General features: G+C 62.3%; 20 protein-coding genes. 7 read left to right on the forward strand and 13 right to left on the reverse strand.

Annotated features, from left to right (window positions below; translation table 11 throughout):
* Positions 1–50: 50 nt before the first annotated feature.
* From ACODTA_RS16840 to ACODTA_RS16855, 4 genes are all read right to left on the reverse strand, one after another.
* Positions 51–248: a helix-turn-helix transcriptional regulator gene (locus ACODTA_RS16840; protein WP_489067128.1), complete on the reverse strand. Its 198-nt coding sequence runs from the start codon at positions 246–248 to the stop codon at positions 51–53.
* Positions 249–478: 230 nt separating this feature from the next.
* On the reverse strand, positions 479–1186 hold the full coding sequence (locus tag ACODTA_RS16845) for a hypothetical protein (protein WP_489067129.1): 708 nt from the start codon (positions 1184–1186) through the stop codon (positions 479–481).
* A gap of 179 nt (positions 1187–1365) precedes the next feature.
* Entirely contained in the window at positions 1366–1794 is a 429-nt protein-coding gene (locus tag ACODTA_RS16850; protein WP_489067130.1) for a hypothetical protein, read from the reverse strand.
* 120 nt (positions 1795–1914) lie between these two features.
* Positions 1915–3207 carry a tyrosine-type recombinase/integrase gene (locus tag ACODTA_RS16855; protein ID WP_489067131.1) on the reverse strand — a complete coding sequence of 431 codons (1293 nt, stop codon included), beginning with the start codon at positions 3205–3207 and terminating at the stop codon, positions 1915–1917.
* A gap of 859 nt (positions 3208–4066) precedes the next feature.
* On the opposite strand from ACODTA_RS16855, the gene ACODTA_RS16860 reads away from it, so the two are divergent.
* A complete protein-coding gene (locus ACODTA_RS16860) occupies positions 4067–6916 on the forward strand; it encodes a hypothetical protein (protein WP_489067132.1) in 2850 nt (949 codons plus the stop codon).
* Between the two features lie 8 nt (positions 6917–6924).
* Here ACODTA_RS16860 and ACODTA_RS16865 read toward each other — a convergent pair whose 3' ends face one another.
* From ACODTA_RS16865 to ACODTA_RS16875, 3 genes are read right to left on the reverse strand one after another with little or no spacing between them, the layout of a single operon-like run.
* The gene (locus tag ACODTA_RS16865) at positions 6925–7206 is read right to left on the reverse strand and encodes a DUF3325 domain-containing protein (RefSeq protein WP_489067133.1); all 282 of its coding nucleotides are present in this window, start codon (positions 7204–7206) and stop codon (positions 6925–6927) included.
* Positions 7203–8756 carry a PepSY-associated TM helix domain-containing protein gene (locus tag ACODTA_RS16870; RefSeq protein ID WP_489067134.1) on the reverse strand — a complete coding sequence of 518 codons (1554 nt, stop codon included), beginning with the start codon at positions 8754–8756 and terminating at the stop codon, positions 7203–7205. The genes ACODTA_RS16865 and ACODTA_RS16870 overlap by 4 nt, the downstream gene beginning before the upstream one ends.
* 20 nt (positions 8757–8776) lie before the next feature.
* Positions 8777–9106, reverse strand: coding sequence for a hypothetical protein (locus tag ACODTA_RS16875; RefSeq protein ID WP_489067135.1), 330 nt, complete (start codon positions 9104–9106; stop codon positions 8777–8779).
* Between the two features lie 178 nt (positions 9107–9284).
* Between ACODTA_RS16875 and ACODTA_RS16880 the strand changes: the two genes are divergently transcribed.
* Together ACODTA_RS16880 and ACODTA_RS16885 are read left to right on the forward strand one after the other, a co-directional pair.
* Positions 9285–9926: a DUF4198 domain-containing protein gene (locus tag ACODTA_RS16880; protein ID WP_489067136.1), complete on the forward strand. Its 642-nt coding sequence runs from the start codon at positions 9285–9287 to the stop codon at positions 9924–9926.
* Positions 9927–10061: 135 nt separating this feature from the next.
* The gene (locus tag ACODTA_RS16885; protein WP_489067137.1) at positions 10062–12176 is read left to right on the forward strand and encodes a TonB-dependent siderophore receptor; all 2115 of its coding nucleotides are present in this window, start codon (positions 10062–10064) and stop codon (positions 12174–12176) included.
* A 21-nt stretch (positions 12177–12197) separates the two neighbouring features.
* Here the strand turns inward: ACODTA_RS16885 and ACODTA_RS16890 are convergent, their stop codons facing one another.
* Genes ACODTA_RS16890 through ACODTA_RS16900 form a run of 3 tightly spaced genes read right to left on the reverse strand, consistent with a single transcriptional unit; the run spans position 12198 to position 15171 of the window.
* Positions 12198–13160 carry a LysR substrate-binding domain-containing protein gene (locus ACODTA_RS16890; protein WP_489067138.1) on the reverse strand — a complete coding sequence of 321 codons (963 nt, stop codon included), beginning with the start codon at positions 13158–13160 and terminating at the stop codon, positions 12198–12200.
* Positions 13161–13163: 3 nt separating this feature from the next.
* Complete coding sequence (locus ACODTA_RS16895; protein WP_489067139.1) at positions 13164–14747, reverse strand: LVIVD repeat-containing protein; 1584 nt, start codon at positions 14745–14747, stop codon at positions 13164–13166.
* Between the two features lie 28 nt (positions 14748–14775).
* Complete coding sequence (locus ACODTA_RS16900; RefSeq protein ID WP_489067140.1) at positions 14776–15171, reverse strand: RidA family protein; 396 nt, start codon at positions 15169–15171, stop codon at positions 14776–14778.
* 156 nt (positions 15172–15327) lie between these two features.
* Here ACODTA_RS16900 and ACODTA_RS16905 point away from each other — a divergent pair, with 156 nt between their 5' ends.
* Positions 15328–16404, forward strand: a complete 1077-nt coding sequence (locus tag ACODTA_RS16905; RefSeq protein WP_489067141.1) for a LacI family DNA-binding transcriptional regulator — start codon at positions 15328–15330, stop codon at positions 16402–16404.
* A 55-nt stretch (positions 16405–16459) separates the two neighbouring features.
* Here the strand turns inward: ACODTA_RS16905 and ACODTA_RS16910 are convergent, their stop codons facing one another.
* From ACODTA_RS16910 to ACODTA_RS16920, 3 genes are read right to left on the reverse strand one after another with little or no spacing between them, the layout of a single operon-like run.
* A complete protein-coding gene (locus ACODTA_RS16910; protein WP_489067142.1) occupies positions 16460–17386 on the reverse strand; it encodes an ABC transporter substrate-binding protein in 927 nt (308 codons plus the stop codon).
* Positions 17383–17751: a cupin domain-containing protein gene (locus ACODTA_RS16915; protein WP_489067143.1), complete on the reverse strand. Its 369-nt coding sequence runs from the start codon at positions 17749–17751 to the stop codon at positions 17383–17385. The genes ACODTA_RS16910 and ACODTA_RS16915 overlap by 4 nt, the downstream gene beginning before the upstream one ends.
* Entirely contained in the window at positions 17748–18749 is a 1002-nt protein-coding gene (locus tag ACODTA_RS16920; RefSeq protein ID WP_489067144.1) for a quinone oxidoreductase family protein, read from the reverse strand. The genes ACODTA_RS16915 and ACODTA_RS16920 overlap by 4 nt, the downstream gene beginning before the upstream one ends.
* A 329-nt stretch (positions 18750–19078) precedes the next feature.
* On the opposite strand from ACODTA_RS16920, the gene ACODTA_RS16925 reads away from it, so the two are divergent.
* Genes ACODTA_RS16925 through ACODTA_RS16935 form a run of 3 tightly spaced genes read left to right on the forward strand, consistent with a single transcriptional unit; the run spans position 19079 to position 21631 of the window.
* Complete coding sequence (locus ACODTA_RS16925) at positions 19079–19915, forward strand: dioxygenase family protein (protein ID WP_489067145.1); 837 nt, start codon at positions 19079–19081, stop codon at positions 19913–19915.
* 10 nt (positions 19916–19925) lie between these two features.
* Positions 19926–20681, forward strand: a complete 756-nt coding sequence (locus tag ACODTA_RS16930; protein ID WP_489067146.1) for an SDR family NAD(P)-dependent oxidoreductase — start codon at positions 19926–19928, stop codon at positions 20679–20681.
* A gap of 11 nt (positions 20682–20692) precedes the next feature.
* Complete coding sequence (locus ACODTA_RS16935; RefSeq protein ID WP_489067147.1) at positions 20693–21631, forward strand: beta-keto acid cleavage family enzyme; 939 nt, start codon at positions 20693–20695, stop codon at positions 21629–21631.
* The last annotated feature ends 3 nt before the right edge of the window (positions 21632–21634 follow it).

Consider the following 21634-nt stretch of genomic DNA (forward strand, 5'->3'; position numbering starts at 1 on the left):
CCTTCCATTCCAATGAAAGGATCGCACCATCAAACCGTGGGATCAAACACCTAGCTAACAGCCTCGTCTCGCCGTCGCGCGAGATAGGCATCAACATCAGCCTTTAGGTATCCGACACGGCGTCGCCCTACCTTGATCTTAACGGGAAAATCGACACCATTTTTTGCATACCGCCGCAGTGTGGGCTCACTAAGTTTCACCCGTTCGCACACCTGTTCGACAGTTAGAATCATGATGGGGTCTGACATGGGATGCCTCAAAAAAATCGTTAGGGAGTGCAGGCATCCACCTGCAAGCGCCGCGACTCTCACCCGGCAAGGTCATCCGACCCTAGCTCCACTTCACTTTCACGGCTCCAGCCGCCAAGCGTTCCCGCACGAACGAGGAAGTGGCGGACTAAGAATGCACATTGCATCATGAACGGTCAAGAGGGAACCATGAATGCAATCGAACCGGCTTGAGCGCTAAACTTCCTCGACTAGTCCCCGGCTTTCTCGATTTGCTTTATGACAATTTCGGCAGCTTGCTTCACCCAAGGCGCTCCTGCTCTCGTGGCTGCGCTGCCAACCGCAATTGCCCCAGCTAGAGCAATTCCTAAAAGGCCAGCGACAATTACTGTCGAAGCGGCAGATGAAGCACCCTCTACAGTTTTATCGGCGGTCTTGTCTAAAAATGACATGGTGTGTCGAATTATAACTGCAACAAGGTTTTCGATCGTCCGTAGCATGGCTAGCGCGGCTTTTTTTGCCGATCGACCTGGGTAAGCCAAAAATTCTCTAACATACTTTATAGTCTTTGGAACATCTGGATGAGACAGACTGGGATTTGTTTCTAGCTCTTCAATAATTGCTATTGCTGCATTGTCTATTTCTTCAATGTCGTTATTGTCCAGTTCCACCGATTGGGCTTTTTGCATAAATTTTTCCCATTGTGGGAACTGTGCAACATATAGAGATACACTGGAATTGTAAGAATTAAATCGAGCAACGACAGCATCAGGGAGTTCGCTTTGAAACTGCGCGGCCATAATTGCGCAGCCCATATTTGTTAGGCCAATCTTTACGATATTTTCGTTACAAACGAGTTGAGTTTGAAGGTCTTTTACGATATCTATCAGTCTCCGATCGCAATTTGAGTTCTCAAGATTTTGTAGTAACTGATCGCCAGCTCCAGTTATATGTTGCAATGCAGATTCAATATTTGTGCGATCAGTTTCATAAATTTCTGGCGTGTCTCGCAGAACTACAATTACATTGTTAACAATACTAAATTGTGCTGGGGCAACTTGCTGGGGCGGAACGAGCTTTGTTAAATCTTTCGCAGTTAATGATTTCGGCGGGAGGCTTCGTTCTACGCCAACGTAACTTAAGTACGATTTGAACTTAATAATGCTTCGCCGATTGTCAGGTACGGACTTCGATCGACAGGGTCGGCGTAAAATATTGATAGCAATGCGCTGTTTTCGGAAGATCCACGAGAAAACGTAGGTGATATCAAAAATCGGCGGTCATAAAATTCTCGATCAAGATATTTATTATCCGAAAACTTATACAGAAACTGCAATAGGTGATCTCGTATGACAATCCATTGCTCGTAATTGGGCGAGGATTGAAATCTAGTATAGGAATTGAAACGGATTTTGGCTTCTTCGATCATCAGCATCGTTTCAGTGAAGCGATCACGCTCTAACTCGGTATTGGCTGACCTTGAACGAAAGGGACGGTCAGCCGATTGCCGTAACGCATTCAAAAACATCAATATGTCACTGCGCGATTCACCGAAGTCATCAGCCATTTCATTGCCCTATCGATTCCTAACGGTACGAGAATTCACATTATATCATTTTCCAGTTAGCGCCAATTCAGTTATCGTCCGAATATCGCCGATACGTTTACTCATTGAGTATGTGCATTGTCAGGAAGCAAGGTATTTGGCCCATTTCGCACGGTATGTTGCACTATCTAATGACAGGTAGTCACTCCACTGTTGCATCAAATCCTTGCGACGCGCGAACGCATCCCCACGTCGATAAGCCCGTTCGGTCTTGCTTTCGATAGCGTGGGCAAGAGCCTGTTCGGCAACAGCATCAGGATGCAAGGTCGTTTCGGTGATCCAGTCACGGAATGCCGATCTGAAACCGTGGACGGTAATCCCGTCATTCCTCATTCCGCGTAGCATCTCCAACATCGCCATGTTCGAAAGGGGGCGCCCCGATTTTGCGCCCGGGAACACGTATGGATTGCCTTCGACGCGGAGAATCCCGTCTATAAGCTGAACAGCGGTGGTCGAGAGCGGGACGCGATGCTCTTTATTGGCCTTCATCCGAGTAGCGGGGATTGTCCAAACGGCACGCTCGATATCGAACTCCGACCAAGTCGCGTTCAGCGTCTCATTGGTCCGCGTCGCGCACAATATCGTGAACGCCAATGCCTTTGCGGAATAATCTGGTTTGGTCAGCAAATCGGTGACGAAACTCGGGGCCTCGTTCCAGTCCATTGCCTTAAAGTGCCCTTTCGATTGCTTCCCGTTAAGCCAGTGCGCGAGGTTGTCCTTCCATTGCGCCGGATTGTGATGGTCACGCCAGAACTCGCGCGTGTCGGGATTGGATATGCCCTTGGCTTTGGCCGCACCGATAACGATTTCGATGCGGCTGCGGACGCGTGACGCCGTTTCGCGGGCGTTCCGCCAAAGCGTCCCCTTGGTACCTTTTTTCTCGTGCGGTTGGTGTAGGACTCGCAACACATCGTCGCTCGTAATCAGATGCGACTCCTTATTTCCAATCATTGGGAATACGTACGTGCAAAGCGTATTTTCCCACTGCTGCTTATGCTTCGGGTTCTTCCATTCTCCTTTGTGGTGAGCGATGTAGTCGCGAGCGACGTTCTCGAATGTCTCGCCGGCGCGTTTGGACTCCGTATCAGCCGCGATCTCGGTTGCTTTCCGTTCTGCGAGTGGGTCGCCTCCGGCCCTGATCGTTCGGCGATACTCCAGCGCGTCCAGTTCAAGGGCTTTAAGTTTGGCCGCATCAATCGTGGTGAATGGCTCAAGCGTCATGACCCGGCGTTTGCCGGCCTTCGTTGAATAGCGAAGGGCCCACGTGGCTGACCCGCTAACCGATATAACGAGATAAAGGCCATGCGTGTGTGCCCACATGCCCGGTTGTTCGGCCTTAATGAGCGATTGGATAGTGCGGGAATTCAGCGGCATGGGCGTTACCTTAGTTGGTTAGTCGACGTGTCGACCACCCACCAAAAATGCCCGCCAGCTTCGTATCTCCATGACCATCCGTGAGCGCTCATGGCGCGTCAAAACGACGGATAGTCAGATGGTTAGTTCCGCTGGTGACACCTTGTGACGGGTAGTGACGAGTCGAAACTAAGGACACCCTCTCCGCCACGAAGCCCCGGAATGGACCCGCGAACATGAGCGGCCAGGGGCCTCGCAACTCCGATAAGCCGCATGGGCCGAACAATCGCGCTCCGCCGCCTGGGCCTGATGGGGTATCGCGATGCATCCATATGCGATGCAACTCCGTCTCGCGATTGCTTCAAGTCTTTGGTAGCGAGAGGGAACGTTGCCGGAGAATTTTTGATTCCGGCCTTGGTGTTGGCGTGAAGCGTGCCCCGTTGTTTCGGGACTCTTTCGACCGGCGTATATTGGGAGAGGGATTGAGTGACTGGATCGGTGACGGCGCAGTTCGAGGCGCGCGGGGGGGGGGCCGCGACACGTTCAGGGTGTGGTTCGAGGCAGCGACATCATCCACCTGCTGGATCCAGCTTTGGGTTTCAAGGCTTACTGCACGGGATCGAACCTCGTGCTGACCTCGCCGGATACGACGATCACCATCCCGATCGGGCTGAACGCGACGATGCTCGACTTTGACGGGGCCGCACTCGCGCTGCGCTATGACACCGCAGCCGGCGATGAGGATCGGCGACCAGTCGATCACCGCCACCACTCCCGAAACCGCCGATCCCCTGGGTCCGTCGGCGCTGGCGGCGCAGGTCTTCGCTTAAGCCCGAACCAGCGGTGATTGAGATAGAAATCGAAAGGCGTGGAGCGCTTCATGGCTACATATGTCGGTGATGACGGGAACAATTCCTATCAAGGGGGTGCGGCTGCCGACACGATCATCGGCGAGGCCGGATATGATACGCTGGGCGGTGGCGCCGGTGCCGACAGCATCGAGGGCGGTGATGATCAGGATCTGATATCTTCGGGCAAGATCATTGGCCATTCCGAATGGAGGCACAGCTATTATTATTTCGACCCCATCGTGCCAGAACTCGACCGTGGCACTGAGCGTGATACGCTGAAAGGCGGCGCAGGGTTTGATATTATCTTCGCCGGCTATGGCGATGTCGTCGATGGCGGGGCGGATGGAGCGCTGCTGCTCCTCAGTCTGAGGGGTGCGACCAGCGGTGTGACCGCCGATTTCAATCAGCTTGCCGATGGCGGCACGATGACGATCGGCGGCGGAACAATCAGCAACCTCGACTCAATAACGATCATCGAAGGCACCGACTTTGCCGATAATCTGACCGCTCAGGCCGGCAACATCAGCGGACAAGTATCGCCCGATATGTTCGGCTTCGGCGGCAATGATGTGCTGATCTCCGGTTATTATACCAGCAACCTATACGGCGGCGATGGTGACGATACGCTTGAGGGTCCTTACTCGGGCTATGGCGGCTATTATTATGGCGAGGCGGGAAACGACCTCATCCGTGCGAAAGGTCTGGCGCAGGGTTACGGCGGCGATGGTAACGACACCATCGAAGGTGCCGCTCACGCATTTGGCGGTATCGGCGACGATATCTTGATCGTTGGCGAGAATCCTTACGGCGCCGATTATCTGGGTGACGAAGGGAATGATCTTCTTGTCGGCGGCCAGCAGGACGATGCTCTGTCTGGCGGTGCCGGCGAGGATACGTTGAAGGGCGATATCGGTAACGATGCGCTTTATTCGGGCGATTTTTCGGGTGATCCTGCGCAGGAGCTCGACATACTCGAAGGTGGCGACGGGAATGATTACCTGTCGATCGGCTATGGGGACCATGCCGATGGCGGCGCGGGCTACGACATTCTCGAGATCGACCTGAGCGCGGCCAGTACCGCGATCACGATCGACTTCGCCAGAATCGCCGAAGGATTTACGATCGGCGGCAGTGTCGTTCAGAATATCGAACAGGTCGTCAAGATGAAGGGAAGCGCGTTCGACGATACGATTACGCTGAGCAGCACAACGCAGGATCTGACGTCGCTTCGTGCATTCGGAGGCGGCGGCAATGACCATCTCGAAGCCTTGAGTGGCCAGGTCTCGCTCTATGGCGAAAGCGGCAACGACACGCTGATCGGCGCATCGGGTCAGGATTCGCTTGATGGCGGCGACGGCAATGATGTGCTCGACGGCGGGTTCGGTGAGGACGAATTGAACGGCGGGTTCGGCGACGATTTCTATCGGATCAATTCGATTGGCGATCGTATTTATGACTATGAAGGCGGCAACGATACCGTTGAAAGCAAGATTACGTATGTGCTGTCGGATCTACTTGAAAACCTGATCCTGGTTGGCAATGCGCTCGACGGCACCGGCAATATCCATGCGAATATGCTCACCGGCAATGCGCGGGGCAACCTGCTCAACGGCATGGCCGGCGCCGATACGATGAGCGGTGGTCTTGGCGATGATATCTATGTGGTCGATGATACAGGCGACATTGTCGTCGAAGTGGCGGGTGAAGGGCTGGATACCGTCAGGACGGCGCTGACCCACTATAAGCTCGCGTCGCATGTCGAGATTCTCGAATATCTGGGCTCCGCTTCAGCAGCACTTGTCGGCAATGGCCTTGCGAACACCATCACCGGCGGTCGCGGCGACGACACGCTCGACGGCGGTGCGGGGATCGATCGTGCGATTTTCAGCGGTAACCTTGCGGATTACCGGATCGTTTTCGAAGATAAGAGCTACCGCGTGACCGACCTGCGTGCCGGCACCAATGACGGCAGCGATCTTTTGACCAATGTGGAACGACTGGTCTTCGCCGATGGCGAAGTCACGCCCCTGCCATTGCCCGGCACCAACCTCGATTTCCGTCTGGTGACGATGAGCGGCTTTGTCGGCGGCGTCAGCGGCTATGGGACAGTGTTCGGCACGAATGATTTCGAGGACATCGCCATCCTCGACGGACCGGCCAGCATCGCCCTGGATGCATCGTTCGCACGCGGTGGCGACGTGCTGCGCCTGCCGGGCAATGCCGGTGATTATCAGGTCTCGATCTCGGGCTCCAATGCGCTGCTGGCGGCGGAGAATTTTGCGGTCACCGTTCCCATCGGTTCTACGGGGCTGCCGATCGTCTTCGCCGATGGCGTGCGGACTTTGGTGTATGATGCCGGGGCCGGCGGCGCCAGGATCGGCGCGCAGCTGATCACCCAGCCTGCACAGATCGCCGCCGCCCCCGACGGCGCCGCCCTTCCCGATCACGGCGATCCGGCGGTTGCGGGTCGGCTTATCCTGTTCCCCGATATCGATGCTCCCTTGGTCGCTGCCGGTAAGCTCAATGTCTTCGGCACCAACGGCAGCGACGAGGTGGCGCTGGACAAGGGCAGCTTCGTGCTCGACGCATCGTTCGCGCGCGGCGGCGATACGATCCATCTGCTGGACCCCGCTTCGGACTTCAGGGCCCATGTCAAGGGATCGAACGTAGTGCTGACCTCGTCGGACACGACGATCACCATCCCGATCGGCGCCAACGGAGTGATGCTGGACTTTGCCGGAACTGAACTCCGGCTCCGCTATGATGGATCTGCCGATGCGATCAGGATCGGCAGCCAGGCGATCATTGCCACCAGCCTGGAAACCGCCGATCCGCTGGGGCCATCAACCCTGGCAGTGGTAGCGCAAAGCTTCGCCTGAAGCGGCCATCACCGCTTCGCTCTCGACGCCCAAGCGCTCAGCGTCGCGACGATCGGCGCGGCGCCCAGCGTGAGCAGGCCGAACCACAGCACCGTGCCATAGCCCCAGCCGAGCGCGGCGATGGCGGCTGCCAGGCTCAGCGCAATCACGGTGAAGCCGGTCAGCCTGATTCCCCGCGATGCGGAATCGGAAAGCCGCCGGCCGAGCAGGTCGCGCTGGTGGCGGTCCATGGCGAGGCACAGGCAGGCGAAGCCGAGCCATGCCGTCGCGGCGGCCAATATGCCGATCATGCCACGGCCTCCAGCTTCGCCGCGGGTGTGGGCCGGACGCGTTGCTTCGGTTCGGCGCGTTTATGGGCCGCCTTGCGCGCGGCCAGCGCGAACAGCACGGCGCAGACCAGCATCGCCGCATCGAACCCGATGAACAGCAGGTCGCGATGGATCAGGCTATGCACGATCCCGCGTTCGGTGGTCATCAGATTGACCATCGGCACGCTCGCGAAGAGCAGCGCGCCCGCACCCAGTATCTCGACCCAGCCGCGCCGCGCGGGGCGCAGGATCGCCCATGTCGCGAACGCCGTCCAGAGCATGAACATGGCATGCACTTCCCAGTCGGCGCGTCCCTCCATGCGGAGCGGCAGCAGGCGATTGGCGAGGAAATAGCCGGCCAGGCTGGCGGGGAAACCTGCGACGGTGGCGACGTTCAGTTTCTCGACGATGCGGAAGCCCAGATGCGGCCGGGTGGGATCCGGCAGTTTCTGGCGCCGCTTGACCGTCCACAGCACCAGCCCCGTGCCCACCATCGCGATGCCGCCAAGGCCGGAGAGGAAATAGAGCCAGCGCAGGCCGATATGCGCATAGCGCCCGGCATGAAGGCCGATCATCGTGCTTTCGGTCAGCGCCGCGCCACCGAGCCCGGCGGCAACCGGCGTGATCGGTGCGCCGGTCACGCCGTTGAATTCCAGCGTCTCGCCGCGCGACGCGATCGAGGCTTCCGAGGCGCGCGTCAGCGATATGCGCGCCGACGCATCGCCGGGATTGGCGATACGGATCGATCCGACCGGCGCGCCGTTCCAGGCGGTGCGGGCGGCCGCCATCATCGGGGCGATCGGCGCGAGCGGGGCGGGGCGATCCTGCCGCTCCACGTCCTCGCGCGACGGAAAGCGAGCCTCGAAGAAACTGTCGCTCGACTGATAGGTCGCCGCGATTCCCCAGGGCATATAGAGCGTCGCGAGCGTGACCAGCCCGGTATAGGTGATCATCAGGTGGAAGGGCAGCGCGAGCACGGCGGTCACATTGTGCGTGTCGAGCCAGCTCCTCTGCCCCTTGCCGAAGCGCAGCATGAAGAAATCGGTGAAGATCTTCTTGTGCGTGATCACCCCCGAGACGATGGCGACGAGCATGAACATCGCGGCAAGGCCGACCAGATAGCGCGCCCAGATCACCGGCATATAGTGAAGGTCGAAATGGAAGCGGTAGAGGAAGAAGCCGCCGCGCGTGTCGCGCGCCTCCACCTTGTTGCCCTCGCTGTCCAACTGCGCGCTGGTGTCGCGGCGCCGGCGCCGCTTTTCGCCGCCGTCATCGGCGGGCTGCCAGAACACATTGGTGGTCTGGGTGCGACGGCCCGGGGGTGAGATGAACCAGCTTTTCGCGTCCGGCGCGGTCCGTTCGAGATAGCGCCGCGCGCCCTCAACGGCTTCCGCCGGCGCGGCGCGGCCCTTCAGTTCGGGCTGCATCCAGCGCGTGATCTCTTCGTTGAAATAGGCGGCGGTGCCCGTCACGAACATGGTGAAGAGCAGCCAGCCGAACAGCAGGCCGGACCAGGTGTGCAGCCAGGACATGGATTGACGCAGCGACGCCTTCACAGCCGGCCCTCCAGAAGGATCGAAATCCAGAGTGGCCCCGCCATCGCCGCCGCCGAGAGCGCCATCAGCAATGCCGCGCGGCCCAGATGCCGCGCATGGACGATCCACACGATCAGCGCCGCATAGATGCCGAACGATGCGAGTGTGGCGGCGGTCGTCGCCTCCAGCGCGGACAGCGGCAGGAAGCGCGCTAGAAAACCGGTCGCCAGCGCCGTCCAGCCATAGCCAGCCGGAATCGCGAGCAACAGCCGCAGCGCGACATGCCAGCCGGGCGGTTCGATATTGCGGGGCGCGGCGGCGGTGCGGCGCGAGCCGGTGGTCTGCATTCCAAATCTCCTGTTCGGGCTGGCTTTATTCATTAATGATAGTGACTCGCAATATATCTTTTCACTAAGAGCCGATCACACGAATCGGAAAGGGCGCGCGATCGCGTGGATCGTCGCCGCGCGGCGGTCGATCGGAGCCGGCGCGACCCGCCAAATGGTCAGCAAGAAGGAGATGAAGATGAGGACTGGTTTGTGGCTGGCGGCGATTGCCGCGTTGTCGAGCGTGCCAGCGGCGGCACATGAAGTCTGGGTGGAGCGCGACGGCAACGGCCCCGCGCGCATCTATCTGGGCGAACCCGCCGAGCCCGTGTCCGCGACGGGCGATCCCGAATTCCATCGTCTCCGCGCGCCTGTCGTGCTGGCCGGCGGATCGCGGGAGGCCGTCGCGCTCGATCGCAAGGCCGATCATATCGAGGCAGCGGTCACGGTGCCGGGCGACGTCCGCGTGCGCGATGATGCGGTGTTCGACCCCTGGGACGGCAAACAGGGCAAGCAGGGCGCGATCTTCTATGCGCGCGCCGGCCGCGCCGAGACGCATGCCGCGCTTGATCTGGAGATCGTGCCGGTGGAGGCGTATGGCGATACGCTGACGGTGATTTTCCGGGGCAAGCCTGTTCCGGACGCATCGGTCAACGTCATCGCGCCCGATCGCGCGCAGCGCGAACTCAAGAGTGACGCGCAGGGGAGGATCAGCGTGCCCGCATTGGGGGCGGGGCGCTACATATTGGCCGCGTCACATCAGGAAAATGGCGCCGCCCGGATCGCCGGCAAGGATGTGGCGTCGATCGTCCATGTTTCCACGATCAGTTTCACGCGCTGACCGGCCCTTGCGTGGGGAGTGTCTGCCGCACTTCCCAGGCTTGCCGGGCCAATCTTTTCGATAAACTGCTTCTCCTCACTTGCTAATGAATATGATTCGCAATATCGACGCCGCGTCATCAGAACAGGGGCTGACATGCGGAAAATTGCGATCTCTTCGGCGACGACCATCGCGGTCATTTCATTGATGTTTGCCGAGGCGGCGTTCGCGGCCGAGGACGACAAGGACAGGGTCGATGATCCGATCATCGTGACCGGGGTCGCGATCCGCGAAACGCCGATGGCGGCCAAGGCGGACATTCCGCCGCTCGAGAATTCGCAGGCGATCTCGGTCATCTCGCAACAGACGCTGGCGGACCAGGGCGTGCTCCGGCTGGGCGACGCACTCTACAATGTCGCCGGCGTGTCGCGGAACAACACCTATGGTTTCTTCGACGGTTTCAACATCCGTGGCTTCAACGCCTCTTCGGGGGCGACCTATCTCGACGGCCTGCTCGACGATACCGGCTATGGCACCTCGGAACTGACCGGACTTGAACGTGTCGAGGTGGTGAAGGGGCCGGCGTCCGGCCTGTTCGGGCAGGGACCGCTATCCGGAATCGTCAATCTCGTCAGCAAGCGCCCGCAAAACGATGCGTTCCTCGATGTCGCGCTGACCGGTGGATCCTATGACATGCTGGAGGTGCGCGTGGATGCGAACGCACCGCTCACGCAGGACGGGCAGTTGCTCGCCCGGCTGAGCGCGGTCTATCGCGATCAGGATTTCTTCGTCGATCATTCGGGGCAGCGCCGCATCTTCATCGCACCCGCCCTGACCTGGCAGCCGACGCCGGACACCACGCTGACTGTGCTCGGCCGCTATGTCGACGACAATATCAATCCCTGGTCGCCCACCACCGCCTATGGCACCGCGCTGCCCAATCCCAACGGCCCGATTTCGATCAAGCTGTCGATCAACGATGCCGAATATCCCGCGGTCCAGAAGAACGACTATTGGAATCTCGGCTATGTGTTCGATCACAAGTTCAGCGATGCGATCGCGATCCATCAGTCGCTGCGCTACCAGGATTTCCACAATAGCTGGGACAATTGGCTGTTCGTGAGCAGCATATCGCCCGACTATCGCAAGGTCGGCCGCTTCTATTACGGCCCCTACGACCAGCACGGCACCTATTTCCGGGTCGATACCAATATCAGCCTGAAGTTCGATACCGGCCCGCTGGACCATTATTTGCTGGCCGGCTTCGATTATGGGCGCCGCTCCGCGCACGACACCAACTTGTTCGATCCCGGCCCCTATTGGCTCGATCTCTACGATCCGGTCTATGGCACCGTCAGCGCGCCCAATCCCGCAGTGGCGAAGACGAGCTCGACCTCGCTGACCAAGCAGCGCGGCTTCTATCTGCAGGATCACATCAAGTTTGAAGACCTGCTGACGATCACGCTCGGCGGTCGCTGGGACAAGGCGAAGAGTCGTGTCGGCAACAACGGCATTCCGAACCCCGAGGTCAGTGACACCGCGTTCAGCCCGCGTGCCGGCGCGACGCTGGCGCTCAGCGACAGCGTGTCGCTCTACGTCAACTATGCCAAGTCGTTCATGCCGCAGGGAACCTACAAGTCGTCCGACGGATCGACGCTGCCGCCCGAACGGGGCGTGAACTACGAAGGCGGCATCAAGGTGTCGCGCGCCGATGGCAAGCTGACGGGCATGGCGACGCTGTTCCAGCTGACCCGCGCCAATGTCGCCACCGCCGATCTCTCGCCGACGGCGCCGCCCAACACCTATGTGCTGACCGGCGAGCAGCGCACGCGCGGCATCGAACTGGAGGGCGTCTGGCGGCCGCTGGCCGGGATCGAGCTGACCGCCGCCTATACCTATCTCGATGCCAAGGTGACCGCGGACAGCCGCCTGCTCGTCGGCGCGCGGCTGTCGAGCGTGCCGAAGCATATCGCCAATCTATGGGCGCGCTACACCATTCAGGACGGTCCGCTCGCCAATCTGGGGGCGGGCCTGGGCGTGCATCATGAAAGCAATCGCCCGGCAAGCACGGCGACGAAGACCGCGCTGCCTTTCTATCTCGACAGCTACACGCTGGTCGATGGCGCGCTCTACTACAAGTTCGACGACTGGTCGGTGCAGGCCAATATCCGCAACATCTTCAACGAGCGTTATTTCCCGACGGCCTCGCTCACGCGCACCACGCCCGGCGAACCTCGCACCTTCATGGTCAGCCTGCAGCGGCGTTTCTGAAATGCGATCAGAGCCGGCTCGTCAATGCCGCGTCTGCGCCTCGCGCTGCAGCGCCACGCGTTTCAACAGGTGCAGGAAATGGTCGGCGGCGGGCGTGATGTCCGCGGCTGCCCTGCGGGTGACGCCGATCGCGCCGGAACCGATCACGAAATCGATCGGCAGCCGGCACAGGTCGGGCTGGGTATCGACGACGTTGCAGGGCAGTGCCGCCACCATGTCTGTCGCCTTGAGCATCGAGAAATTGGCGAGGATCGAGATCGATTCGACCGCTTCCCGCGGCAGCGCCCGTCCGGCACTGCGGAAGCAGAGTTCGAGCTGGCGGCGCAGCGCGGTTTCCGCGGGCGGCATGATCCATTGCTGCGCCTGCAGATCGTCGAGCGTCACCACCGCCTTGCCCGCCAGCGGATGGTCGCGCCGGACGGTGATCGCGACGGGCTCGTGGCAGAGTATCTCCTGCACGAGATCGGCGTCGGGCGCGGCGCCGGACAGATAGCCGACGACGCAGTCGAGATCGCCCAGGCGCAGCATCGCCATCAGTTTTTCGTTGCTGTCCTCGACCAGCGAGAAACTGATCTCCGGGCGTTCGCGCTTCAGCGTGACGATGCCGTGCGGCAACAGGCTGGGGGCTGCGGCGAGCAGGGTGCCGACGGTGACATGTCCGGTCATGCCTTGTGAGAGCGCCTGCAACTCCTCGCCGGTATGGTGGACCTCGCCCAGGATGCGCCGGGCGCGCCGCACCACCACTTCGCCATAATGGGTGGGGACCACGCCGTGCGAAATCCGCTGGAACAGGCGCCGGCCCAGCGCCGCCTCCAGGTTGCGGATGATCTTCGTCGCAGCCGGCTGGGCGACGTTGAGCGACGACGCCGCATGGACGATATTTCCGCGCGCCGCGACCTCGACCAGCAGGGTGAGATGGCGCAGCTTCAGGCGGCTGAAGACCTCATCCGTTGTCCGGGTGCGCAATCCGACGCTCGCCGCCATGGCTCAGCCTCCCTTTGGCGTGAGAACGGGTTTGCCCAGTGCGTCCGACGACAACAGGTAGATGCCGGCGGTGGTGAACGCCCAGATCAGCTTGCGGTCCCATTCGACATGGATGCTTTCGACCGGCGAATTATAGGAATTGAGATCGCCGAACTTGCCGCCCATCGGCGGGACGTAATAACCGACATTCTTCGGCTTCGTCGCGTCGGAGATGTCGAACACCTGCACGCCCGCGTTGAAATAGGGATAGATGGCGATGTTCGGATCGGGCTGGCCCGGCGAGTAGGATGGTGACGCCCGCTTGGGGCCGAACTTGCCGCGCCGCAGGCAGAAATCCTTGTAGGGCGCGTCCTTGGGCGGCATCGGGCGCGGCAGCACGCTCAGCACCTTGGGGTGCGCGGGATCCTTGACGTCGACGATGCTGACGTCCTTCCACGGTTCGTAGCAATCCTCGTTCATCGGATAGCCGCCCGTTAGCACGATGCCGCGCCGGGTGACGCGCGAGGCGTCGACATGATCGCCCTCGACGCCGCCCGCGCCCTTGGCGAGCTGCAAGGAGCTCACCGTCTTCGGATGCGCAGGATCGGCGATGTCGAGAACATAGAAGCCCAGGCTGCCCATCGCGGTATAGGCGTATCTGCCGCCCTTTTCGGGGGATATGGGGACTTCCATCGGCAGCCGCCCGCCGGTCCAGGATGTCTGGTCGCCTGCTGTCGGCCATTTGCGATAGGCTTCCTCCTCCCCCAGTCGCTGCCCCGGCACCCACCAGGTCGAAACCAGCCTGGGGTTCGCCGGATCCTCCATGTCGTAGATCATCTGCGCCGGCGAATAGAGCTGGTTGGAAAACTCCATATGCGTGAACGTGTTGTCGGGCGCGCCCAGCATATAGGCGTATTTGCCGCCGTCATAATTGGGCACGTCGTACCCGCCGCCGCCCTGCTGCACGACGGCGGAGGGGTTGAGCACGTCCATGCTGCGTTCTGCCAGCAGCACCCATTCGGTGGGGCTCTTCAGCTCATAGACGCGGAAGCCGCGCAGGCCGGGTGCTTCGAGCACATGATTGATGACGCTGGGATCGCTGTACTTCTTATCGTCGAGCCCACCCTTGGAGCGCGGCACCTCGAACGTCTGGATCATGATCCATTTGCCGAGCTTCTTGTTGAAGGCGATCGATGCGGCGCCGAACCAGGAGCCGTCCTTATATTCCTTGTCGAGCACGGTCTTCAGATTGGTCGGATCGGTGACGTCGTAGACGCGCACATATTGCCGGTAATAATGGAACATGTAGCGGCGGCCGTTCATGTCGACGAAGTGCTGCCAAGTATGGCCGGGGCGGACGATGATGTCCCAATGCCCCAGGATCTTCATGTTCTTGATATAGTCCTTCTGTTCCAGATGATCGAGGCTGCCCTTCACCGGATTGGGGCCGGCATAGGTGGTCGATGGCGCGGCCTCGGGATGGATGAAGCGGCCGGTCGCCGGGTCCATGCCATAGGTCGCCGGATCGACGGGCTGGGGCGGACCGCTCGCGAGCGAAGCCGTCGATGCCAGGCAAGATGCGATCGTCAGGAGCGTACGCAGTTTCATCGAGATCATCCTTTCCCGTCGGTCGCGTTCAGTTCGCGTCGTCGATCACCGCGACCGCCTGGATCTCGATCAGCATCGCCGGATCGGCAAAGCCGGTGACGGTGATCGCGGCGCTGGCGGGAAAGTCGCTGCCGAAGATTTCGGTGCGCAGCTCGGTCATGCGCGTCGTGTGGCGCACATCGACGAGGAACACCGTCATGGTGACGATGTCCTTGAGCGTGCCGCCCGCCTCGGCGAGTGTCGTTTCGAGGTTGCGGAAGGTCTGGTGGACCTGCGCGTCGAAATCGCCCGCCAGCGCATTGCCGGCATCGTCCTTCTGCCCGGTATGGCCGGCCAGCCAGATCGTGGTGCCGCCCCGCGTGATCACCGCTGGTGAGAAGGCCCGCGTCTTTTGCCAGGTTCCGCGCACAAAGCTCTTCTCCATCACATGTCCTCCATTCGCATTCGGCTTCGGACTCGCTGGAATCCGTTCTCGCAATCGATTGCAGAGAAAGATGGAGTCTGTCAATATTCAACGCGCATCGTTATTCGGAAACAGCGGCCCCGCAGCGATGCGCCGGGGCCGGCGGGAGATTATGGGATGGCGAAAAGGACGGGGCAGGTCCGCGCGATCACGCTGAAGCAGGTGGCGGAGGCCGCGGGCGTGCACGCGTCGACGGTGTCGCGCGCGCTCAACCCCGCCACCCGCTCGATGGTGGTGCCCGAAGTCGTCGAACGCGTGCTCGCCACCGCCACCGCGCTGGGATATCGGCCCAATCTGATGGCCGCCGGCCTGCGGACGGGGCGCTCGCACCTGATCGGCGCGCTCGTGCCCGATATCGCCAATACCGTGTTTTCGCCGATCCTGAGTGGCGCGAGCGATCGGCTCGCGTCGGACGGCTATTCGATCGTCGTCGCCGATGTCGGCACCAATCCGGCGCGGCACCTGGAACTTGCGAACCAGCTCGTCGCGCGGCGCATCGACGGGTTCATTCTCGCGACCGTCAGCCGCGACGATCCCGTTGTCGATTTCTGCCTGGATCAACATCTGCCGGCGGTGCTGGTCAACCGCGCGGAGGAACGACGGCGCATCTCGGCGGTGGTGTCGGACGATACACTGGGCATGCAATTGGCGGTCGATCATCTTGTCGCGCTCGGCCATGCGCGGATCGGCCATCTTGCCGGGCCGGAGGGGGTCTCGACGGGCTTCCTGCGGCGCAAGGGCTTCTACGACGCGCTGGAGGTCCACGGCCTGCCTGCCGGGGATTATCCCTGCGAACCGGCCGGCGCCTATAATCGCGAGGAGGGGGCGAAGGCCGCGCGCAGGCTGCTCGACGCGGCGCCGGACATTACCGCGATCGTCGCCGCGAACGACCTGCTGGCGCTGGGGGCTTACGATGTCGCGGCGGAACGTGGCCTGTCGGTCCCCGCCGATCTCTCGATCGTTGGCCATAACGACATGCCTTTGGTCGACATGGTCGCGCCGCCGCTCACGACCGTGCGGATCAGCCATCGCGAGATCGGCCGCGCGGCGGCCGATCTGCTATTGCAGCAACTCACCGGCGGCGAAAGCTCGACGCGCAACGTCGTGCTCGCGCCCGCCCTGATCGTCCGGGGATCGACCGCCCCGCCGCGCGCGCAGTCGCGCATGCGCAATCAGCGACGGGGCGCGGGCTGAGGTTCGATCTATCCTTTGCCATTCCCGCGCACGCGAGAATGACAAAGGGGCGTGATTACCCTCTGGCCAAAACCGAATCCCGCAGCGTTTCGTCGATAAAGGCCCCCGCATCGGATGCCGCGATCGCCTGCCCGCCATGCTGCCTGCGCAGATCCAGCACCGCTTCGGCACCCGCGCGATCGATCGCCAGCGAGCGCGTCAGCGCGTCGGGCGAATCGACGAGCAATTCATAAGCCTGGTCGGCAAGCCGCGCGTCGAGCCGGGGCATCTGCGCGTGCAGCAATTGCACGGCCTCGTCGCGGTTCACGGGATCGGCGAGCCACGCCAGCGCATCGTGCATGGCGCGGATGAACGCAGCGAGGGTGGCTGGATTGGCGCTCGCCCAGCTCTTCCGCGCGGCGCCGACGATTCCCTGATAAGGGCCGATCACGTCGCGCGCGCGGCGAAGCGGAATGCAGCCGGCACCGGCTGCGATCATGTCGAGCGGGCTGTTGAGCAAGGTCGCGGCCTGTTGTCTGGCGATCAGCGCGTCCAGCCGCTGTGCGCCGCCGCCCACCGCCTCCAGGCGATAATCGCCCGCCCCCAGGCCCGCATCCTCAAGCAGGGCGCGCAGCACGAAGGCGAAGCCCGTGGTCAATGCATCGACCGCCACGGCCTGGCCGCGCAGTGCCGCGATTTTGTCGAAACCCTCCGCGCCCACCAGGCTGAGCAGTCCGTTGTCGAACCCCGCAAAGGCGAAGAAATCGGGCGTTTCGGGAAGTGCGATCGCGCCATGCCCTTCGGCATAGGCGACGACATTGTCGAACGCGGTCAGCGCGATCTGCGCGGTGCCGTCGAACAGGTCGCGCGCCATCTGCGCCGATCCCGGCGTGACCGACAGCCGGACGTCGAGCCCGCGTGCCGCGAACAGTCCATTATGCTGGGCGATCCACAAGGGCCAGTTGGAGGCGCCGGCGAAGATCACGATATGAAGCGGGGTCATTTGGCGCCTTCCACGGCGCTGTCATTCTCCATCGCCAGCAGGATCGTCGCGGGCAAGGCCGAGTGGTTGGCGACCGCGCGATCGGCGCCCGGCGCGATCCGGCAGGAATCCCATCGATCGAGCGTCACGGTTTCTCCCAGGCTGGTCATCTCCACCCTGCCTTCAAGGACGACATAGACTTTTTCCAGTGGCGATATGCTGGTGGAAATGCCGCCGCCCGGCGCGATCGTCGAGATGGCGAACCACATCGCGCGCGACGGCCCCGCTTCCTTGCCCTGGATGCGCAGGCATTGCATCGCGAAATGCCCGGGCGCTTGATATTCGCGCGCTTCGGCGAACCGCGTCACGTGCATCGCGTCGCTCATCGCGGCACGATCACCACGCGCTCGCGATCCGAACGCATCACCTTGGCATAGGCGAGCGCGGCTTCCTCCAGGCTGTGCATGCCGTCGGGCTTCACCGCAAAGGGGCGGAGCGCACCCGATTCGAAATGCGGCGCCAGTTCGGTCAGGCAGGCCACGGTCGCGCGAGTGTCGAGCGCGAGCGTGTCGATACCCAGATACTGATGCTGGCCGCGATAGAATTGCAGGATGTCGAAGGGGACGACGCGATCGATCGTACCGATCAGGATCTGCCGGCCGCGCCGCGCCAGCCCGTCGGCCGCCGCCTGCATATAGGGGCTGCCGACCGTGTTGTAGATCAGCGACGCGCCTTGTCCTTCGGTCAGGTCGCGGATCGCGACGCCGACATCGGCGGCGCTCGAATCGATCATCTCCACCTCGGCATTGGCGTGGCCGACATAGCTCTCGTCGCGCCGGGTGACGCCGATCGCGCGCGCGCCGAGCATCGTCACCATCTGCATCGCCGCCTGGCCGACCTTGCCGTTGGCGCCAAGGATCACCACCGATTCGCCGCGCACGGGCAGCCCCGCGCGCTTCAGTCCTTCCCAGGCGGTGACGAACGGCACGCCAGCGGCGCCCGCCTCGATCAGCGAGATATTCGCGGGCTTGCGCGCCACACAGTCATGGTCGAGCACCAGGTGCGTGGCGTGCGATCCGTCGCGACGGATGCCGAGATCGCCGCTCGATCCCCAGATTTCCGCGCCGATCAGCTCGCTTGGGCCATCGACGACCCGTCCCGCGAAATCGCGGCCGGGCGTGCGCGGCCAGACGGCATAGGGCATCATGCCGATCGCCGCCTTCACGTCGCTGGGATTGACCGCTGCGCAGGCCACTTCGACGACGATCTGGTTGTCGCTGTCGCGCCGGGGCGCGCCGTTCTCGATCACCGGAGACAGGCCTTCGACGCTTTCGGCCTTGCTCAAGAGGCGCAGCCTGCGCGAATGGCTGCAATCGGTTGTCATAAAACTCGTCTCCTTCATTCCGTCCAGTTTCGCGCCCGGCGATCGCGCATCCCCGAATTTCAGCCAGAAATCGCGGCGTCTCCGATCGGGTCGGCCACGCGATTGCACTGGAGAAAACGCGTATTGCATTTTTCGTTTGCATCTTCTGCAATCGATTGTAAAGTCATTCTTGTCCGATGCGTCCTGGCGTCCGTGTTATTCGGTCGAGTAGCGCACTCGGAAGATAAGAAAATTACGTAATGGCCGCCGAGCGGGCGGCCGGGGCCAAGGGAGGCGGGGCATTGCCCGAACGGATTGCACCGGATCAGCCTGTATCGCGGACGCATGTCGTGACCGATGCGGTACTGCGCGCGCTGGCGGGGACCGGCGATGCGCGCCTGCGCGGCATTTCCGAGGCGATCACCGTCCATCTCCACGATTTCATTCGCGAGACCGGGTTGACCCGGGACGAGCTCGATATCGGTCTCGCCTTTCTCAACGCGGTGGGCCAGGCGACGACCGCCACGCATAACGAAGCGATCCTGCTTGCCGATGTGTTCGGCCTGACCACGCTCGCCTGCCATGGCGAAGAGGAGCGGGCGGGCGACGAGGCGTTGCTGGGGCCGTTCTGGCGGATGCATTCGCCGGTGACGCCCAATGGCGGCTCGATCGTTCGTTCGGCCACGCCGGGGCGGCCCTTATCGGTCGCCGGGCGGATCATCGATATCGACGGACGGCCGGTCCCCGATGTCGAGGTGGATGTGTGGCAGGCGTCGCCATGTGGCCTCTACGAGAATCAGGATGCCGAGCAGGCCGAGATGAACCTGCGCGGCAAGTTCCGCACCGATGGCGACGGCGTCTTCGCGTTCGAGAGCGTCATGCCCGCCGGATATCCGGTGCCGACGCATGGGCCGGTTGGGCGGCTGCTCGAACGTCAGGGGCGCCATCCCTTCCGCCCGGCGCATATCCATTTCCTCGCCTGGAAGCCCGGATATCGGACGCTGATCACGCAGATCTTCGTCCAGGACGACGAACATCTGGGCAGCGATGTCGTGTTCGGCGTGAACGACAATCTGGTGGGCACCTATGAACGGTCCGGAGACGGTGACGGCGCGCGCTTCAGCCTGATGCGGACATTCACGATGCATGCGGGGGAATCGCGGCTTCCGCATCCCCCGATCGATTGAGGACGGCGCGATGGCGATGGAGCTTCAGGGCAGAGCGGCGGTGATTATCGGCGGCAACGGCGCGATCGGTGCGGCGACCGCCGGGGCGCTCGCCGGCGCGGGCGCGCGGATCATCCTCGTCGATCGCGAGGGCGAGGCGGATCGCGCGCGAATGCAGGCGACTTTGGCCGGGCTGCCGGGCTCCGGGCATCGCGTCGCCACCGCGGACATCCTCGATCATGTCTCGCTCGCCCAATTGCGGGACAGTCTTGCAATCGATTGTGAGGGCGTGGGCATCCTGGTCAACTCCGCCGGTTTCACAAAACCCATCGCCCATGCCGATCTCGACGCGCTCGACGATGCGCTGATCGACGACATCTTCCGCGTGAACTGGCGCGCCCAGTTCGCGACGATCCGTGCGTTCGCGCCGCTGCTCAAGGCATCGGGCGACGGCCTCGTCGTCTCGCTCTCGTCGATCGCCGCGTTCACCGCGGTGGGATCGAACATCGCCTATTGCGCGGCGAAGGCGGGGATCGATGTGATGACCAAGGCGCTGGCGCGCGCGCTGGCGCCCGAAATCCGCGTGCTCGCGGTGTCGCCGGGCGTCGTCGATACCGCGTTCGTGCCCGGGCGCGGCGCCGATTTCAACGCGCGGGTGGAAGCGAGCACGCCGCTCGGTCGCATCGCCACCCCGCACGACATCGCCGACGCGATCCTCGCCTGCGCCACCCACCTCCGCTACTCGACCGGGCACATCGTCCAGGTCGATGGCGGGCGGGCGCTCTAGGGGGATCGGCGATGTTCCCGATCAACGATCCCGTCATCCTGACCTGCGCGATCACGGGCAATCTGACGACGCCCGAACAGACCCCGCATCTGCCGATCACGCCACTCCAGATCGCGAACGCCGCGATCGAGGCGGCGGATGTCGGCGCCGCTGTCGCGCATATCCATGTCCGCCACCCAGAAACGGGGATGCCGTCGATGGAGATCGCGCATTATCGCGAGACCGTCGATCGCATCCGCGATGCCCGGCCGGATCTGATCATCAACCTGACGACGGGGCCGGGCGGGCGTTTCGTGCCGTCGCAGGACGAACCGCGCGTCGCGGCCGCGGGCACGACCTTGCTGCCGCCGGAGGCGCGCGTCGAACATATCGCGCTGCTGCGGCCGGACATCTGCACGCTCGATCTCAACACGATGAATTCGGGCGCGGCGGTGGTGATCAACACGCCGGGCAATGTCCGGCGGATGGCGGCGGTAATCCGCGAGGCGGGCGTGAAGCCGGAGATCGAGCTGTTCGATTCTGGGGACATCGCGCTGCTGCACGACCTCGTTCGGGACGGGACGCTCGATCCCGCGCCCTTGTGCTCCATCGTGACGGGCGTGCGCTACGGCTTCCAGCCGGGCGCCGCGACCACGCTGTACGCGGCGGGGCTGCTGCCGGCCGGATCACCCTGGGCGGGGTTCGGCATCGGCCGCGCGGCCTTTCCGATGGTCGCGCAATCGGTGCTGGCCGGCGGGCATGCCCGCATCGGGCTGGAGGATAATGTCTATCTCGATCGGGGTGTCCTCGCCCCGTCGAATGCCGCGCTGGTCGTGAAGGCGCGGCGGATCGTCGAGGACATGGGCAGCCATCTGGCAGACTGCGCGACGGCGCGGCGCCTGCTGGGCCTGGGCGGGAACCGGGCGAATGCCGTGGTGACCGCCATTTCAAACAAGAAACCACAGGGATAAGGG

Source organism: Sphingomonas sp. FG14 (genome assembly GCF_057809675.1).

Bases quoted from the DNA above. Each gene is read 5' to 3' on its own strand.
- ACODTA_RS16840 (WP_489067128.1), bottom strand. From the start codon at position 248: ATGTCAGACCCCATCATGATTCTAACTGTCGAACAGGTGTGCGAACGG.
- ACODTA_RS16850 (WP_489067130.1), bottom strand. From the start codon at position 1,794: ATGGCTGATGACTTCGGTGAATCGCGCAGTGACATATTGATGTTTTTG.
- ACODTA_RS16855 (WP_489067131.1), bottom strand. From the start codon at position 3,207: ATGCCGCTGAATTCCCGCACTATCCAATCGCTCATTAAGGCCGAACAA.
- ACODTA_RS16860 (WP_489067132.1), top strand. From the start codon at position 4,067: ATGGCTACATATGTCGGTGATGACGGGAACAATTCCTATCAAGGGGGT.
- ACODTA_RS16865 (WP_489067133.1), bottom strand. From the start codon at position 7,206: ATGATCGGCATATTGGCCGCCGCGACGGCATGGCTCGGCTTCGCCTGC.
- ACODTA_RS16870 (WP_489067134.1), bottom strand. From the start codon at position 8,756: ATGTCCTGGCTGCACACCTGGTCCGGCCTGCTGTTCGGCTGGCTGCTC.
- ACODTA_RS16875 (WP_489067135.1), bottom strand. From the start codon at position 9,106: ATGCAGACCACCGGCTCGCGCCGCACCGCCGCCGCGCCCCGCAATATC.
- ACODTA_RS16880 (WP_489067136.1), top strand. From the start codon at position 9,285: ATGAGGACTGGTTTGTGGCTGGCGGCGATTGCCGCGTTGTCGAGCGTG.
- ACODTA_RS16885 (WP_489067137.1), top strand. From the start codon at position 10,062: ATGCGGAAAATTGCGATCTCTTCGGCGACGACCATCGCGGTCATTTCA.
- ACODTA_RS16890 (WP_489067138.1), bottom strand. From the start codon at position 13,160: ATGGCGGCGAGCGTCGGATTGCGCACCCGGACAACGGATGAGGTCTTC.
- ACODTA_RS16895 (WP_489067139.1), bottom strand. From the start codon at position 14,747: ATGAAACTGCGTACGCTCCTGACGATCGCATCTTGCCTGGCATCGACG.
- ACODTA_RS16900 (WP_489067140.1), bottom strand. From the start codon at position 15,171: ATGGAGAAGAGCTTTGTGCGCGGAACCTGGCAAAAGACGCGGGCCTTC.
- ACODTA_RS16905 (WP_489067141.1), top strand. From the start codon at position 15,328: ATGGCGAAAAGGACGGGGCAGGTCCGCGCGATCACGCTGAAGCAGGTG.
- ACODTA_RS16910 (WP_489067142.1), bottom strand. From the start codon at position 17,386: ATGACCCCGCTTCATATCGTGATCTTCGCCGGCGCCTCCAACTGGCCC.
- ACODTA_RS16915 (WP_489067143.1), bottom strand. From the start codon at position 17,751: ATGAGCGACGCGATGCACGTGACGCGGTTCGCCGAAGCGCGCGAATAT.
- ACODTA_RS16920 (WP_489067144.1), bottom strand. From the start codon at position 18,749: ATGACAACCGATTGCAGCCATTCGCGCAGGCTGCGCCTCTTGAGCAAG.
- ACODTA_RS16930 (WP_489067146.1), top strand. From the start codon at position 19,926: ATGGCGATGGAGCTTCAGGGCAGAGCGGCGGTGATTATCGGCGGCAAC.
- ACODTA_RS16935 (WP_489067147.1), top strand. From the start codon at position 20,693: ATGTTCCCGATCAACGATCCCGTCATCCTGACCTGCGCGATCACGGGC.